General features: G+C 71.5%; 13 protein-coding genes. 8 read left to right on the top strand and 5 right to left on the bottom strand.

Annotated elements, in window-relative coordinates; translation table 11 throughout:
• Positions 1 to 8: 8 nt before the first annotated feature.
• From DEJ47_RS32255 to DEJ47_RS32245, 3 genes are all read left to right on the top strand, one after another.
• Positions 9 to 2744 carry an ABC transporter permease subunit gene (locus DEJ47_RS32255; RefSeq protein ID WP_150174231.1) on the top strand — a complete coding sequence of 912 codons (2736 nt, stop codon included), beginning with the start codon at positions 9 to 11 and terminating at the stop codon, positions 2742 to 2744.
• Positions 2741 to 3535 (top strand): ABC transporter ATP-binding protein, encoded by a 795-nt coding sequence (locus DEJ47_RS32250; RefSeq protein WP_150174228.1) that lies wholly within the window; start codon positions 2741 to 2743, stop codon positions 3533 to 3535. The genes DEJ47_RS32255 and DEJ47_RS32250 overlap by 4 nt, the downstream gene beginning before the upstream one ends.
• A 198-nt stretch (positions 3536 to 3733) precedes the next feature.
• Complete coding sequence (locus DEJ47_RS32245) at positions 3734 to 4525, top strand: aldo/keto reductase (protein ID WP_399540505.1); 792 nt, start codon at positions 3734 to 3736, stop codon at positions 4523 to 4525.
• Between the two features lie 80 nt (positions 4526 to 4605).
• Here the strand turns inward: DEJ47_RS32245 and DEJ47_RS32240 are convergent, their stop codons facing one another.
• From DEJ47_RS32240 to DEJ47_RS32225, 4 genes are all read right to left on the bottom strand, one after another.
• A complete protein-coding gene (locus DEJ47_RS32240) occupies positions 4606 to 4950 on the bottom strand; it encodes a CU044_2847 family protein (protein ID WP_150174224.1) in 345 nt (114 codons plus the stop codon).
• Between the two features lie 105 nt (positions 4951 to 5055).
• On the bottom strand, positions 5056 to 5940 hold the full coding sequence (locus DEJ47_RS32235; RefSeq protein WP_150174222.1) for a class I SAM-dependent methyltransferase: 885 nt from the start codon (positions 5938 to 5940) through the stop codon (positions 5056 to 5058).
• Between the two features lie 88 nt (positions 5941 to 6028).
• Positions 6029 to 6781 carry a class I SAM-dependent methyltransferase gene (locus DEJ47_RS32230; protein ID WP_150176014.1) on the bottom strand — a complete coding sequence of 251 codons (753 nt, stop codon included), beginning with the start codon at positions 6779 to 6781 and terminating at the stop codon, positions 6029 to 6031.
• A gap of 5 nt (positions 6782 to 6786) precedes the next feature.
• Positions 6787 to 7104 carry a 4a-hydroxytetrahydrobiopterin dehydratase gene (locus tag DEJ47_RS32225; protein ID WP_150174220.1) on the bottom strand — a complete coding sequence of 106 codons (318 nt, stop codon included), beginning with the start codon at positions 7102 to 7104 and terminating at the stop codon, positions 6787 to 6789.
• 95 nt (positions 7105 to 7199) lie between these two features.
• On the opposite strand from DEJ47_RS32225, the gene DEJ47_RS32220 reads away from it, so the two are divergent.
• Positions 7200 to 8063 (top strand): helix-turn-helix domain-containing protein, encoded by an 864-nt coding sequence (locus DEJ47_RS32220; RefSeq protein WP_150174218.1) that lies wholly within the window; start codon positions 7200 to 7202, stop codon positions 8061 to 8063.
• Positions 8064 to 8075: 12 nt separating this feature from the next.
• Here the strand turns inward: DEJ47_RS32220 and DEJ47_RS32215 are convergent, their stop codons facing one another.
• Complete coding sequence (locus DEJ47_RS32215) at positions 8076 to 8522, bottom strand: hypothetical protein (protein ID WP_150174216.1); 447 nt, start codon at positions 8520 to 8522, stop codon at positions 8076 to 8078.
• Between the two features lie 247 nt (positions 8523 to 8769).
• Here DEJ47_RS32215 and DEJ47_RS32210 point away from each other — a divergent pair, with 247 nt between their 5' ends.
• The 4 genes from DEJ47_RS32210 to narI are packed head-to-tail and all read left to right on the top strand — an operon-like array spanning position 8770 to position 15411.
• Positions 8770 to 12462: a nitrate reductase subunit alpha gene (locus tag DEJ47_RS32210; RefSeq protein WP_150174214.1), complete on the top strand. Its 3693-nt coding sequence runs from the start codon at positions 8770 to 8772 to the stop codon at positions 12460 to 12462.
• Positions 12462 to 14117, top strand: coding sequence for a nitrate reductase subunit beta (gene narH, locus DEJ47_RS32205; protein ID WP_223828572.1), 1656 nt, complete (start codon positions 12462 to 12464; stop codon positions 14115 to 14117). The genes DEJ47_RS32210 and narH overlap by 1 nt, the downstream gene beginning before the upstream one ends.
• Entirely contained in the window at positions 14114 to 14692 is a 579-nt protein-coding gene (narJ, locus tag DEJ47_RS32200) for a nitrate reductase molybdenum cofactor assembly chaperone (RefSeq protein ID WP_150174212.1), read from the top strand. Before narH ends, narJ begins: the two co-directional genes overlap by 4 nt.
• On the top strand, positions 14689 to 15411 hold the full coding sequence (narI, locus tag DEJ47_RS32195) for a respiratory nitrate reductase subunit gamma (RefSeq protein ID WP_150174210.1): 723 nt from the start codon (positions 14689 to 14691) through the stop codon (positions 15409 to 15411). The genes narJ and narI overlap by 4 nt, the downstream gene beginning before the upstream one ends.
• Positions 15412 to 15422 lie beyond the last annotated feature (11 nt).

The following is a 15422-nucleotide window of genomic DNA, read 5'->3' as shown; positions in this document are numbered from 1 at the left end:
GGGCCGCCATGTCGGACCTCCTCGGATTCGTGCTGAGCGGTCTCGTCTCGGGCGCCCTGTACGCGCTGCTCGCCACGGGCCTCGTCCTGTCGTACTCCGCCTCGGGCCTGTTCAACTTCGCGCACGGCGCGACCGCCTACCTCTGCGCGCTCGCCTTCCACGAGCTGCACTCCGGCTTCGGGTGGCCCGCCGTGCCGACGGCGCTGCTCCTCGTCCTGGTGGCGGCGCCGGCCCTCGGCTGGTGCCTGGACCGGCTGATGTTCCGCAAGCTGGCACGCGTCGGCGAGACCGCGCAGATCGTCGCGACGATCGGCCTGCTCGTCGCCCTGCCCGCGCTGGGTCTGTGGATCGTGGAGCTCCTGGAGGACGCGGGGGCACCGGTGAAACCCGCGGAGAACCAGTTCGGGCTGCCGGGCGTCGGGCCGAGCCCGGCCCGCGGCTGGCAGCTCACGGACGGTGTCGGCATCGACTCCGACCAGCTCATCACCTGGGTGACGACGGCCGTGGTGGCCGTCGGCCTGTGGATCCTGATGCGCCACACGCCGCTCGGCCTCAGGCTGCGCGCCACGGTCGACAACCGGTCGCTCGTGGAGCTGCGCGGCATGAGCGCGGACCGGCTCTCCTCGGTGGCGTGGATGCTGTCGTCCGGGTTGGCGGGCCTCGCGGGCGTCCTCGCTACCCCCCTCCTCGGGCTCTCGTCCCACGACTTCACCCTGTTCCTCTTCGTCTCCGCGACGGCCGCCGTGCTCGGCCGCTTCCTGTCGATCCCCCTCGCCTTCGCGGGCGGACTCGGACTCGGCGTGCTCCAGAACCTCGTCGCGGGGTACGCCGACTTCGCCGAGAACATCACCGGCTTCCGTACGGCCGTGCCCTTCCTGATCCTGCTCGCCGGGCTGCTGCTGCTCACGCGGCGCCGGCGGACGGCGGGCACGGCGGCGGTGGACGCGCCACCGGTGGACTACCTCGCGGGACAGTCGTGGCTGCGCCGCTGGGGACCGTGGGCGGCGGCGGCGCTCGCCCTCGCCGTCTCCTTCTACACGGTCACCACACCCTTCTGGAGCGGTCTCCTCGCGCAGGGGCTGGCGATCTCGCTGGTCTTCGTCTCCTTCACCGTGGTGACGGGGCTCGGTGCGATGGTGTCGCTCGCGCAGGCCACGTTCGTGACGGGCGCGGCGCTGGTGGCCGGGCTCCTAATGAGCCACGGATGGCCGTTCGCCGGGGCGGCGGCGGCCGGTACGTGCGCGGCGGCGGCGCTCGGTGCGCTCGTGGCGCTGCCCGCGCTGCGGCTCGGCGGCCGCTCCCTGGCCCTCGCGACGCTGGCACTCGCCTTCCTCGCCGACCAAGTCCTCTTCCAGATGGGCTGGTTGCGCAACGGTGACACGGGCTGGGAGATCCCGCGCCCGGTGTTCGGACCCGTCGACCTCTCGGACGACCGCGCCATGGGCGTCGCGATGGTCGTCCTGGTCACGGCGACCGTGGCCTCGCTCGCGTGCTTGCGGAACTCGCCATCGGGGCGGGCCATGCTGGCGGTACGGTCCGCTCCCGCGGCGGCCATGGCGTCCGGCATCTCCGTCGTCCGCACGAAACTCCTGCTGTTCACGCTCTCGGCGGGGCTCGCGGGGTTCGGCGGCGTGATGTACGCGTCCTTCAACACCCGCATCACCGCCACCGACTTCACCGCGATGACGGGCCTGATCTGGTTGGCGGTGGTGGTCGCGGCCGGGGTCCGGAGACCACAGTTCGCGGTGGTGGCGGGCCTGGTCTTCGCGATCGTGCCGCACCTGGTGGCGGACTACGTCACCGAGTCCGTGCACCTCCCGGTGATCCTCTTCGGCCTCGCGGGCCTGGCGCTGGCGAACGACCCGGACGGGTACTGCGCGGCGGTGTCGGTGCGGAGGCATCGGAGGCGGGGGCGGGTGGGGGTGGTGCCGGAGTCTCCGTCTTCGTCAGGCGTAAGCATCGCTCCGCAGTCGCCGCCCCTGCCCGGCGACCGCCCCCCGACGGAAACCCCGCCACCCGCCCTCGCCCTGCACGGAATCCACGCGGGCCACGACGGCGCCCCCGTGCTCCACGGCGTGGACCTCGCCGTGCACGCCGGGGAGATCGTCGCCCTGCTCGGACCCAACGGCGCGGGGAAGTCGACCGTCTGCCGCACCGCGGCGGGGCTCATTGCACCCTCACAGGGCCACGTGTACGTCGCCGGGCGCGACGCCACCCGCGAAGGTGCCGCCCTGCGCTCCCGCGGCGGTGTCGTCCTCGCCCCCGAGGGGCGCGGGATCTTCCCCTCGCTCACCATCGACGAGAACCTCGCCCTGTACCTGCGGGAGCGGGACGAACGCGACGCCGTGTACGAGAGGTTCGCGGGGCTCGCGGCACGGCGCAGGGTCCCTGCGGGTTCCCTCTCCGGCGGTGAGCAGCAACTGCTCGCGCTCGCACCGCTGTTGCAGCGCCCGCCGAAGGTCCTGATCGCGGACGAGCCGTCGCTCGGTCTCGCGCCGCGCATCGTCGACGACGTGTTCCGGCTCCTCGTCGAGCTCCGGGACGCGGGGGCCGGGCTGCTGCTCGTCGAGGAGAAGGCCGCCGAGATCCTCGGGGTCGCGGACACGGTGGCGTACCTGGCGCAGGGCCGCGTCTCCTGGTGCGGCCCGCGCGCCGAGGTACGGGCGGACCGGCTCACGGAGGCGTACCTGGGCATGGCCGCGAACGGCGGACGGCAGGCGACGAAGGGCGTGACGCGGCCATGAGGGAGCGGGAGCACGTCCTGCGGGCCGAGGGCATCGGCGTACGCTTCGGCGGCATCCGGGCCCTCGACGGGGTGGGGCTCGGCGTGCGGCGGGGCGAGGTCTGCGGGCTCATCGGCCCCAACGGCGCGGGCAAGACGACGCTGTTCGACGTGCTGTCCGGCATCCGCGGCCCCGACCGGGGCCGGGTGCTGCTCGGCGGGCGGGACGTCACGCGCCGCTCCCCGGTGTGGCGCGCCCGGCACGGGATGCGGCGCACGTTCCAGCGGCAGCAGCTCTTCGGCCAGCTCACCGTCGCCGACAACCTGGTCGTCGCCCAGGAGTGGCGGGGCGGTGGCGGCGGCTTCGCGGCGGACCTGCTGGCCGCGCCGACCCGGCGCGCGCACGAGGCGGGACGGCGGGCACGGGCCGCGGCGGTGCTGCGCTCGTGCGGCCTCGACGCGCTGGCCGGGCAGTACGCGGGCGCGCTGCCGGTCGGACAGGCCCGCATGGTGGAGCTGGCACGGGCCGTCGCGGACCCGCCCGCCGTCCTGCTCCTGGACGAGCCCGCGTCCGGGATGACGGCCGAGGAACGGCGGCAGCTGTCGGCCGTCGTCCGGCACCTCGCGGACGACGAGGGCTGTGCGGTGCTCCTCGTCGAGCACAATGTCGCCTTCGTGATGGAGCTCTGCGCCCGCGTCGTCGTCCTCGACCTCGGCCGGGTCCTGGCCCACGGGACCCCGGCCGAGGTGCGCGCGGACCCGCGGGTGCGGGACGCCTACCTGGGGACTCCGCCCGGGGACGACGCACGGTGAACCGCTCCGGCGGAGGCCGCGGGCTCTCCCGCAGGAGTGGGGTTTCAGGAGCACATCGCAGGGACACCGGACAACCGATGTGCTCCAGGAATGCAGCACGACCGCTGATCGTTGACCATGGACACAGACACCCGACGACTTAAGGATCGAGAGCTCGTGAGCAAGGTTCCCCCGATCACCCTCAACAACGGCGTCGAGATGCCCCAGCTGGGCTTCGGCGTCTGGCAGGTTCCGGACGACGAGGCCGAGAAGGCCGTCGCCACGGCGCTGGAGGCCGGGTACCGCAGCATCGACACCGCGGCCATCTACGGCAACGAAGAAGGCACGGGCAAGGCGATCGCCGCCTCCGGCGTCGCCCGTGAGGACCTGTTCGTCACGACGAAGCTCTGGAACAGCGACCAGGGCTACGACGCGACCCTGCGCGCCTTCGACACCTCGCTGGAGAAGCTCGGCCTCGACTACGTGGACCTGTACCTGATCCACTGGCCCGTGCCCTCCAAGGACGCGTACATCGACACGTACAAGGCCTTCGAGAAGATCCACGCCGACGGTCGCGCCAAGTCCATCGGCGTCTCGAACTTCCTCCCCGACCACCTGGAGCGACTGCTCGGCGAGACGTCGGTCGTCCCGGCGGTCAACCAGATCGAGCTGCACCCGCACCTGCAGCAGCAGGCCACGCGCGCGTTCCACGCGGAGCAGGGCATCGCCACGGAGGCGTGGTCGCCCCTCGGCTCGGGCAAGGGCCTCCTGGAGGTTCCGGCGATCATCGCCATCGCCCAGAAGCACGGGCGCTCCCCCGCGCAGGTCGTGCTGCGCTGGCACATCCAGCTGGGCAACGTCGTGATCCCCAAGTCCGTGACGCCGTCGCGGATCAAGGAGAACATCGACGTCTTCGACTTCGAGCTCGACCCCGAGGACATGGCCGCGATCTCGGCCCTGAACGAGGACCGCCGCATCGGCCCGGACCCGGCGACCTTCGACGTCGCCTGACGCACACGGCGGCCCGACATACGCCGAGCCTCCTCCGCCGACCGCATCAGCGAACAGTCGGCGGAGGGGGCTCGTCGGTCCTACACGCCGCTCTGCCCCTGATCCTGCGGCCGGGACCACGTCAGCTTCACCGTCAGGTGCCCCTCCGTCGCCGTCTTGGCGATCACCGCCCCCGCCTCCGCGCTGAGCTTGACGCCGAATTCCAGTTCGATAGTGTCGGGGTCGAGTGCCCTGTCCCGGAAGGTCCGCAGGGCGGACATCGCGGCGCCGCGCACGTTGTTCAGGGCCGACTCGAAGCGGCCCTCGACGTCGTGGATCGCGCCGGACTCGCCGCGCCGCGACACGGATCTGAACCCGGGGTCCCGTGAGTCGACCTCGACCACGACGGGCCCCTCGTCGGACTCCCACCGCATCAGTTCGTTCACAGGCGTCCCCTCGCTCGGCCGGACGGCCGGGCCCCGCGGCCCGGCACCGTCACGAACGTACGCCAACCCGCCGCACGGCAAGGCGGATCACCGGGACGTCACCCGTCACTCCTTGACCGCCACGTAGACCGTCTGTGCCGTCAGCACGAACAGGTCGGGGCGCCGGTGCAGGCCCTCCGGGTCCTCCGGGTCCAGGAGGCGGTCGAAGGTGGCGATGTCGTCCGGGGCGAGGCGCTCGGCCTGCATCTCGCGGCGGCGGGTGAATTCCGTGATCACGTGGGCGCGGGCGTCCTCCGACAGCGGCGACGGCAGGTCGAGGAGGAAGCTGCGGGTGGCCACGTGGCGCAGGCCCGCGGCGGTGAGCAGGGCCGGCCAGTCCTCCGTCGTGCCCTTGGAGCCGTCCAGCCCGTCGCGCATCCCGGCGAACCACTCCTCGTCCGCCGCCTCCAGGCGGGACAGCAGGCCGGGACGGCCGAAACCGATGTCGCGCGGCAGGTAGCGGGCGTTCAGGCCGCCCTCCAGGAGGGCGACGGCGCCGCCGGGTGCCAGCCGGCCGGCGAGGGCGGAGAGGGCTGCGCCCTGGTCACCGACGTGGTGCAGGGACTTGCACAGCCACAGGAGGTCCGCCTCGGGCACGTCGTCGATCTCGTCGGGCAGCGCCGCCCGCACCGTGTCGAAGCGGTCGGTCAGGCCTTCGCGTGCCGCGCGGTCGCGGGCCCGCTCCAGGAGGGCCTCCTCCGGGTCCGCCGCGACGATCCGCGCCTTGGGGAACGACTCGGCCAGCGAGAACGAGACGGCGCCGGGGCCGCTGCCGACGTCCACGACGACGCCGGGCTCGGGTACCCAGCGGCGGAGCCAGTCGGCCACCTCGCCGTACATCGGCGCGGCGACGCGGGCGTACCGCTCCAGCATGGCGCCCATGGCGGACCAGCCCATGTCCCCGTCGTGGCTGTGCCCGTGTCCCTGTCCGTGCCCGTGATGCTGCCCCATGGCCGTGTGCCGCCTTCCGGTCCGCCGTCGTGTCCGAACGGGACCCAGCCTGCTCCCGTTTCCCCGTTTCCGGCGAATGAAGTTGCCGCTATCGCAAAAAACGTTCCCGCTTGCGGTACGCACGCAGACCGAAGTGCGGATCGGGGCGCGCCACGTCCTGGTCGGGCAGGGCGGCGAGCCGTTCGGCGAACCGCGCGGCCAGCGGGCCGTCGGGCGGGATCTGCGTGAACCAGCCGCGCCGCAGGTCGTCGACCGTGGAGCGGGGCGAGCGCCCCTGGCCGTGGCCGCGGAACCGGGCCCGGCCGGCCGGCGCGAGCCCGTGCTCGGCGGCATACGCGTCGACGGCCTCGACCCGGTCGACCGCGGGCCGCACCGGGCGCGGCGCGAGCACGGCGTCGATGTCGCTGCGTACGTCATGCGAGGCGGCCTTGTCGACGGTGGTGACGTAGACACCGCCGGGCCTGAGCACCCGCGCGCACTCGGCGACGACCGCGGACGTCTCGTCGGGGCCGGACAGCAGGTGCAGCAGCCAGACCGTGGCGACCGCGTCGAACGAGCCGTCAGGGAAAGGGAGTTGTCGGCAGTCACCGAGGACGATGGCGCCCGGCACCCGCTCCGACGCGAGACGCACCATGCGGTACGCGGCGTCGACGCCGGTCACCCGCAGCCCTTCGTGTGCCGCGAGGCGCCGCGTGACCAGGCCGGTGCCGCAGGCGACGTCGAGGAGCGTGGCCGTGCCGGCGGGCAGCAGACCGAGGACCGCTTCGGCGGCGGCAGCGGCGCGGGGCTCACCGCCGCGCGAGGCGTCGTACCGGTCGGCTTCCTGGCTGTAGTCGAGCATCGACGTCATTCCGCCCCGTGCGCGGGAGCCAACTTCTCGACTCTGCCCGCGAGTTCGAAGTCGAGGGCGGTGAGGGCGCCGCCCGCGCCGTGCGTGTTCACGGCGAGGGAGACGGTGTTGTAGCCGAGGGTCAGCTCGCTGTGGTGGTCGAGCTCCTCCTGTGTCTGCGCGATGTGGACGACCAGTCCGGTCGCGGCGAAGTGCGAGCCGAGCCGGTAGGAGCGGGTGATCCGTTCGCCGTCCGGGGACAGGGTCCAGCCGGGGAGTTCGGCGAGACGGTCCTCGATCTCTTTCTGCGACAGCGGTTCGGGAGTCACGGGCAAGCCCTTCTGAAGAGTCGGTCTTCTGGAAAGTCGGTCTTCTGGAGAGCCGGTCTTCGGCTCGCCCTGCCACGAATTCTTTCGATTACGGTCTACGTATGACAACCGCCGTGCCCGCCAAGGGGAGCAGCAGAGGCAAGGCCGACAGGGCCAAGGGGAAGACCACCGACGGGAACATCAACGGAGTGGGGCCGCTCCTCAGGGGCTGGCGCGAGCGGCGCCGGGTGAGCCAGCTGGAGCTGGCCCTGCGCGCCGACTCCTCCGCGCGGCACATCAGCTTCGTCGAGACGGGCAGGTCGCGGCCGAGCGAGGCGTTCCTGCTGCGTATCGCCGACCACCTCGACGTACCGGTGAGGGAGCGCAACTCCCTGCTCCTGGCGGCGGGTTACGCGCCGCGCTTCCGTGAGACACCGTTGGACGACCCCACGATGGGCACGCTGCGCGAGGGGCTCGACCAGCTCCTCGCGGGGTACGAGCCGTACCCGGCGCTGGTCGTCGACGCGAAGTACGACGTGGTGGCGGCGAACCGCGGCATCGCGATGATCCTCGACGGCCTCCCCGCGCACCTCCTCGAGGGGCCCCTGAACGCGATGCGCGTCACCCTCCACCCAGAGGGCCTGGCCTCCCGGATCCGCAACCTCCGGGAGTGGCGGGGGCATCTGCTGCACCAGATGGAGCGGCAGATCGCGCTGCAGCGTTCGGACGCGCTGCGGGAGGTGTACGAGGAGGTGGCGGCGTATCCGGTGGCGGACCCCGGGGAGGACACCTTCGAACCGGGTACGGAGGTCCCCTACTTCGCGCTGCCGCTGCGCATCGAACACGACGGTCACGTGCTGTCCTTCATCTCGTCCATCTCGACGTTCAACACCCCGATGGATGTGACGGTCGCCGAGCTGGCCATCGAGACGCTGCTCCCGGCCGACCCGGCGACGTCGAAGTACCTGCAGCAGCAGATGTCCTGAGCGGCAGATGTCCTAGGGCCTGGGCAGGCCCTGGCGGCCCGCCCGCACGGCGCGCAGCGCCGCGTACTGCAGTGCCGCGAAGCCGCCCACCGTCGCGGCCTGGAGCGGGATCCACACCGCTCCGGCCGTGCTCGGCGAGAGCCAGGCGACGAGCGCGACGACGCTGAGCACCGCCCAGACGGCGTTCACCTCGACGACCGCCTGCACGGCGAACGGCGGCGGACTCTTGCGGGCGGCGAGGAACGCGACGCCGATGCCGTAGAGCACGAGACCGGCCCCGAGCCCGAGCAGCAGCCCCGAGTCGACCCCGAGGAAGTCCCCCAGGGGCCCCGAGACGGCGGCATAGGCGGCACCGTTCCCGGCGGTCACGACCGCGTCCAGGCCGAGGAAGCGGCGCAGCATCGCCGTGGGGTCGGTGGTGCGGGCGAGAGCGGTGAGCGGGTACGTGGACGTGGCCATGACGATCTGCCTCCAGGGGCGTGGGTGAGCCGAGCGGTAGCCGTACGGGTCCCGGATCCGGTCCGGAGTGCGCCGGACCGGATCCGTTGACATCACTCTGTCGGCCGCGCGGCGGCTGGTCGATTACGTGCGGGGTAATGCCGGGCCGGACCCGGAACACCCCCGCACCCGTACGGCCGAATCCGGCAGGGTGCCGTGCCGTCCCCGCGCCTAGGTTCGACAGGAGGCAGACCTAGGGAGCTTCACGGTGACAGAGACGACCGAGCCCGCCGCCGCCCTGCTGCGGGCGGGGAAGTTCTTCCGGCGGGGTGACGCCGCGCCCGACCTGCACAGCGTCCGGCTGACCGGGGGACGGGACGCCGACGCGTTCTACCGGGACCGCTGGAGCCACGACAAGGTCGTGAACTCCACGCACGGCGTGAACTGCACGGGGTCGTGCCGCTGGAAGGTCTACGTCAAGGACGGCATCATCACGTGGGAGACGCAGGCCACGGACTATCCGAGCGTCGGCCCCGACCGCCCCGAGTACGAGCCGCGCGGCTGCCCCCGGGGCGCCGCGTTCTCCTGGTACACGTACTCCCCCACCCGCGTCCGGTACCCCTACCTGCGCGGTGTGCTGCTGGAGATGTACCGGGAGGCGAAGGCGCGGCTCAAGGACCCGGTCCTCGCCTGGGCCGACATCCAGTCGGACCCGGAGCGCCGGCGGACGTATCAGCGGGCGCGCGGCAAGGGCGGGCTCGTGCGGGCCACCTGGGACGAGGCCGTCGAGATCATCGCGGCCGCGCACGTGCACACGATCAAGACCGTCGGACCGGACCGCGTCGCGGGGTTCTCCCCCATCCCCGCCATGTCCATGGTCTCGCACGCCGCCGGCGCCCGCTTCATGAGCCTCATCGGCGCACCGATGCTGTCCTTCTACGACTGGTACGCGGATCTTCCCGTCGCCTCGCCACAGGTCTTCGGCGACCAGACCGACGTACCGGAGTCGGGTGACTGGTGGGACGCCGCGTATCTGATGATGTGGGGCTCCAATGTGCCGGTGACCAGGACGCCCGACGCGCACTGGATGGCCGAGGCCCGCTACCGGGGCCAGAAGGTCGTGGTCGTGGCGCCCGACTACGCCGACAACGCCAAGTTCGCCGACGAATGGCTGCACCCGCATCCGGGCACGGACGGCGCGCTGGCCCTCGCGATGGGGCACGTGATCCTCAGGGAGTTCTTCGTCGACCGGCAGACGGAGTTCTTCGACGACTACGTCCGCAGGTTCACCGACCTGCCCTTCCTCGTGACGCTCGCCGAGCGGGACGGCGCGTACGTGCCCGCCAAGTTCCTGCGCGCCTCCGACCTGGGTCAAGGGGCGGAGGAGGGCGAAGGGGACGAGTGGAAAACCGTCGTGCTCGACGAACGCACCGGGCGCGCCGCCGTACCCAACGGCTCCCTCGGGTTCCGGTGGAACGAGTCCGGCAAGGGCAAGTGGAACCTGGAGCTGGGTGACATCGAGCCGGTTCTGACGCTACAGGGTTCGGGGGTCGCGGCGGGCGTCGAGGTGCTGCTGCCCCGGTTCGACACCGAGGGCGGCACGCACGGCCAGGGCCGCGGCGAGGTCGTGCGGCGCGGGGTGCCCGCGACCAGGCTCGGCGGACCGGAAGGGCCGCTGGTGACGACGGTCTTCGATCTGCTGCTCGCGCAGTACGGCGTGGGCCGCGAGGGGCTGCCGGGCGCGTGGCCCGCGTCGTACGACGACGCCGACGCGCCCGGCACGCCCGCCTGGCAGGAGGTCCACACCTCCGTGCCCGCCGCCAAGTGCGTGCGGATCGCCCGGGAGTTCGCCGCGACGGCCGAGAAGTCGCGGGGCCGCTGCATGATCCTCATGGGGGCGGGGACCAACCACTGGTTCCACTCGGAGACGATCTACCGGTCTTTCCTGGCACTGCTCCAGCTCACCGGCTGCCAGGGGCGGAACGGGGGCGGCTGGGCGCACTACGTGGGCCAGGAGAAGTGCAGGCCGGTCACGGGCTGGGCCACGCTCGCGAGCGCCAACGACTGGAGCAGGCCGCCACGGCAGATGATCGGGGCCGCCTACTGGTTCCTCAACACCGACCAGTGGCGCTACGACAAGTTCGCGGCGGACGTGCTCGCCTCGCCGTTGGGCGAAGGCCGTTTCGCGGGAATGACCGGGGCCGACTGCCTCGCCCTGTCCGCCCGTACGGGGTGGATGCCGTCGTATCCGACCTTCGACCGCAGCTCCCTCGATCTGGGGGCGGTGCCCGGCGATCCCGTCGCCAACGTCGTCGACGAACTCAGGGCGGGCACCCTCAAGTTCGCCTGCGAGGACCCCGACGCGCCGGAGAACTGGCCGCGCGTCCTCACCCTGTGGCGCGCCAACCTGCTCGGCTCGTCCGCGAAGGGCGCCGAGTACTTCACGAAGCACCTGCTCGGCACGGACTCGTCGCTGCGGGCGGAGGAGGCGGCCCCGGACGAGCGGCCCTCCACCGTCACCTGGCGCGACGAAGCACCCGAGGGCAAGCTCGACCTGCTCGTCTCCCTCGACTTCCGCCAGACGTCGTCGACACTCCTGTCCGACGTGGTGCTGCCCGCCGCCACCTGGTACGAGAAGCACGACCTGTCGACCACCGACATGCACCCCTACGTCCACTCCTTCACCCCTGCCGTCGACCCGCCCTGGCAGGCCCGCACCGACTTCGACACCTTCCGCGCCATCGCCGACCGGCTCAGCGAGCTGGCCGTGGACCACCTGGGTGTGCGCAAGGACGTCGTCGCCACCGCGCTCCAGCACGACACGCCGGGCGAGATCGCGCAGCCCGGCGGCGTCGCCCTGGACTGGCGCAAGGGCGAGTGCGAGCCGGTGCCCGGCAGGACGATGCCGAACCTCGCCGTCGTGGAGCGCGACTACACCGCGATCGGCGCCAAGTTCGCCGCGCTCGGCCCACTCGTGGAGCAGCTGGGCCTGCCCGCGAAGGGCATCGCGCTCCACCCCGACCAGGAGGTCGACGAGCTGCGCGAGCGCAACGGCGTGGTGCGCGGCGGCCCCGCGGACGGGCGGCCCGCCCTGGACACGGCGGTGAAGGCGGCCAACACCATCCTCGCGCTGTCCGGCACGACCAACGGCCGCCTCGCCACCCAGGGCTTCCACACCCTGGAGGAGCGCACCGGGCAGGAGATGGCGCACCTGGCCGCCGAGCACGAGGGCAAGCGCATCACGTACGCCGACACGCAGGCCGCGCCCGTCCCGGTGATCACCTCGCCGGAGTGGAGCGGCAGCGAGGCGGGCGGGCGCAGGTACACGGCGTTCACGCTCAACACCGAGCACCTCAAGCCGTGGCACACGCTCACCGGGCGCCAGCACTTCTTCATCGACCACGACTGGATGCACGAGCTGGGCGAGGCGATGCCGGTCTACCGGCCGCCGCTGGACATGAACCGGCTCTTCGGTGAACCGCGGTTCGGCCCGGACGGCGAGCGCGAGGTCACGGTCCGCTACCTGACGCCGCACAACAAGTGGTCGATCCACTCCGAGTACCAGGACAACCTGTTCATGTTGTCGCTGTCGCGCGGCGGCCAGTGCATCTGGATGGCACCGCAGGACGCGGACGCGATCGGCGTGAAGGACAACGACTGGATCGAGGCGGTCAACCGGAACGGCGTGGTGGTGGCGCGGGCCATCGTGTCGCACCGCATGCCGGCCGGGACGGTCTTCATGCACCACGCGCAGGAACGCACCGTGAACGTGCCGAAGACGGAGACGACCGGCAGGCGCGGCGGCATCCACAACTCCCTCACCCGCCTCATCCTCAAACCGTCCCATCTCATCGGCGGCTACGCGCAGTTGTCGTGGGCGTTCAACTACCTGGGCCCGACGGGCAACCAGCGCGACGAGGTGACGGTCATCCGCCGTCGCAGCCAGGAGGTCACGTACTGATGACCCGTGACACAGGAACGATCGGCCGCTGCATGGCTCAGATCGCGATGGTGATGAACCTCGACAAGTGCATCGGGTGTCACACCTGTTCGGTCACCTGCAAGCAGGCGTGGACCAACCGCGACGGCATGGAGTACGTCTGGTTCAACAACGTCGAGACCCGCCCCGGCCAGGGCTATCCGCGCCGCTACGAGGACCAGGAGAAGTGGCGCGGCGGCTGGGAGCTGAACAAGCGGGGCGCCCTGAAGCTGAAGAACGGCGGCCGGGTCAAGTCTCTCCTGGAGATCTTCTCCAACCCCAAGCTGCCGGAGATCAAGGACTACTACGAGCCCTGGACATACGAGTACCGGAACCTCACCGACGCCCCGCTCGGCGACGACTTCCCGGTGGCCGAGCCGCGCTCGCTGATCAGCGGCAAGCCCATGAAGATCGAGTGGTCCTCGAACTGGGACGACAACCTGGGCGGCGCCACCGAGCACGGCGATCTCGACCCGATGGTGGCGAAGACCCGCCAACAGGTCACCGACAAGATCAAGTTCGCCTTCGAGCAGACGTTCATGTTCTATCTGCCGCGGATCTGCGAGCACTGCCTCAATCCGGCGTGCGTGGCGTCCTGCCCGTCCGGCGCGATGTACAAGCGGTCGGAGGACGGCATCGTCCTCGTCGACCAGGACCACTGCCGGGGCTGGCGCAAGTGCGTGACGGGCTGCCCGTACAAGAAGGTGTACTTCAACCACCGCACCGGCAAGGCCGAGAAGTGCACGATGTGCTACCCGCGCATCGAGGTGGGGCTGCCGACGGTGTGCTCCGAGACCTGCGTGGGGCGCCTCCGCTACCTCGGCGTCATCCTGTACGACGCCGACAAGGTGACGGCCGCCGCCTCCGAGCCGGACGAACACAAGCTCTACGAAGCCCAGTTGGGGGTCTTCCTCGACCCCGAGGATCCCGAGGTGCGGCGCGCCGCCGAGCGGGACGGCATCTCGTACGACTGGATCGAGGCGGCCCGCCGCTCGCCCGTGCACGCGCTGATCAGCAAGTACAAGGTGGCGCTTCCGCTGCACCCGGAGTACCGCACCATGCCCATGGTCTGGTACATCCCGCCGCTCTCCCCCGTCGTCGACGCGCTGACGGAGACCGGCCACGACGGCGAGGACCTCGGCAACCTGTTCGGCGCCATCGACACGCTGCGCATCCCCCTCGAATACCTCGCGGAGATCTTCACCGCCGGGGACGTCGGCCCCGTACGCGCCTCGCTGGAGAAGCTCGCGGCGATGCGGTCCCACATGCGGGCCATCAACCTCGGTGACACGCCCGACCCTTCGACCGCCGACGCCGTCGGCATGACGGGCCAGGAGATCGAGGAGATGTACCGGCTGCTCGCCGTCGCGAAGTACGAGGACCGGTACGTCATCCCGACCGCCGCCGTCGCCGACGCGCAGCGCCTGGAGGAGTCCGCCCTCCCCGACTCGTGCAGCCTCGACTACGAGGGCGGCCCCGGCATGGGCGACGACGGGCCCTTCGGGCAGGACTCCGGGCGCCGCCACCTGCCGCTGGTCACCATCGAGAACTTCCACACGCTGCGCGCCCGGCAGACCGCCGACGAACAGCCCAGCGCGGAAGAGAAGGCCACCGCGGCCAAGGAGGACGACAAGTGACGCGGCACGCGGTCCTGTACCAGGCGGCGGCGCTCTGCCTGGCCTACCCGGACGACGAGTTCCACGAGCGGCTCCCGCTGCTGCGGGCCGCCGCCCCGGCAGGCCTCGACGGCTTCCTCACGCACGCCGAGACGACCGACCCGCGCGAGCTCGCCGCGCACTACGTCCGCGTCTTCGACTTCAAGAACCGTCACAGCCTGTACCTGAGCTGGTGGCGCGACGGCGACACGCGGCGGCGCGGCATGGCCCTGGTCCGGTTCAAGGACGTCTACCGGCAGCACGGCATGGAGTTCACCGGCGAGGAACTGCCGGACTTCCTGCCCGCCGTCCTGGAGTTCTCCGCGCACGCGGGCCCCGTCCTCCTCCAGGAACACCGCAGCGGCCTCGAACTGCTGCGGATCGCGCTCACCGACTTCGGTACGCCCTACGCGGCGGTCCTCGACGCGGTGTGCGCGACCCTGCCCGGCCCCTCGCCCAGGGACCGCGCCGAGGCGCGGGCCCTCGCCCGGTCCGGGCCGCCGCGCGAGGAGGTCGGACTCCAGCCGTTCGCACTCATCGGGGAGCACTCCTCATGAAGACACTGCTGTGGGGCGTGCTCCCCTACGTCGCGTTCGTCCTGCTCGTCGCGGGCATCGTCTGGCGCTACCGCTACGACAAGTTCGGCTGGACGACCCGCTCCTCGCAGGTCTACGAGTCGAAGCTCCTCAACATCGCGTCGCCGATGTTCCACTACGGCATCCTGTTCGTGCTCGTCGGGCACCTGGTGGGACTGTTCCTGCCGGAGTCGTGGACGGACAAGGTGGGCCTCACGGAGCACACGTACCACCTGTTCTCGCTCTACGGCGGCACGGCGGCCGGCGTCCTCCTGGTCCTCGGCATCCTGCTGCTGCTCTACCGGCGGCGCACCAACACGCCCGTGTTCCGCGCGACGACCGCCAACGACAAGCTGATGTACCTGGTGCTGTTCGCGGCGATCGTGCTCGGCATGGTGGCCAAGCTGACGCACGCGTCCGGCGACGGCTACAACTACCGCACGTCCATCGCGCCGTGGGCGCGCAGCCTGTTCACGCTCCAGCCGGACATCGACAGGATGACGGGGGTGCCGGTGCTGTACGAGATCCACGCCGTGGTCGGGATGGTCCTCTTCGCGCTGGTGCCGTTCACCCGCCTGATCCATATGTTCAGCGCGCCGTTGCAGTACCTGTTCCGGCCGTACGTGGTGTACCGCAGCCGGGACCCGAAGCGGGTCGGGGCGCGGCCCGACCGGCGGGGCTGGGAGCGGACGGGTTCGTGAGCCCCACCCGC

It is taken from the genome of Streptomyces venezuelae, from assembly GCF_008642355.1.
GTDB classification, from domain to species: domain Bacteria; phylum Actinomycetota; class Actinomycetes; order Streptomycetales; family Streptomycetaceae; genus Streptomyces; species Streptomyces venezuelae_B.
Note: the sequence above shows the minus strand (reverse complement) of the source record. Positions and strands in the feature narration are given on the sequence as shown.

Bases quoted from the DNA above. Each gene is read 5' to 3' on its own strand.
- narI (WP_150174210.1), top strand. From the start codon at position 14,689: ATGAAGACACTGCTGTGGGGCGTGCTCCCCTACGTCGCGTTCGTCCTG.
- DEJ47_RS32220 (WP_150174218.1), top strand. From the start codon at position 7,200: ATGACAACCGCCGTGCCCGCCAAGGGGAGCAGCAGAGGCAAGGCCGAC.
- narH (WP_223828572.1), top strand. From the start codon at position 12,462: ATGACCCGTGACACAGGAACGATCGGCCGCTGCATGGCTCAGATCGCG.
- DEJ47_RS32250 (WP_150174228.1), top strand. From the start codon at position 2,741: ATGAGGGAGCGGGAGCACGTCCTGCGGGCCGAGGGCATCGGCGTACGC.
- DEJ47_RS32235 (WP_150174222.1), bottom strand. From the start codon at position 5,940: ATGGGGCAGCATCACGGGCACGGACAGGGACACGGGCACAGCCACGAC.
- DEJ47_RS32230 (WP_150176014.1), bottom strand. From the start codon at position 6,781: ATGCTCGACTACAGCCAGGAAGCCGACCGGTACGACGCCTCGCGCGGC.
- DEJ47_RS32245 (WP_399540505.1), top strand. From the start codon at position 3,734: ATGCCCCAGCTGGGCTTCGGCGTCTGGCAGGTTCCGGACGACGAGGCC.
- DEJ47_RS32255 (WP_150174231.1), top strand. From the start codon at position 9: ATGTCGGACCTCCTCGGATTCGTGCTGAGCGGTCTCGTCTCGGGCGCC.
- DEJ47_RS32215 (WP_150174216.1), bottom strand. From the start codon at position 8,522: ATGGCCACGTCCACGTACCCGCTCACCGCTCTCGCCCGCACCACCGAC.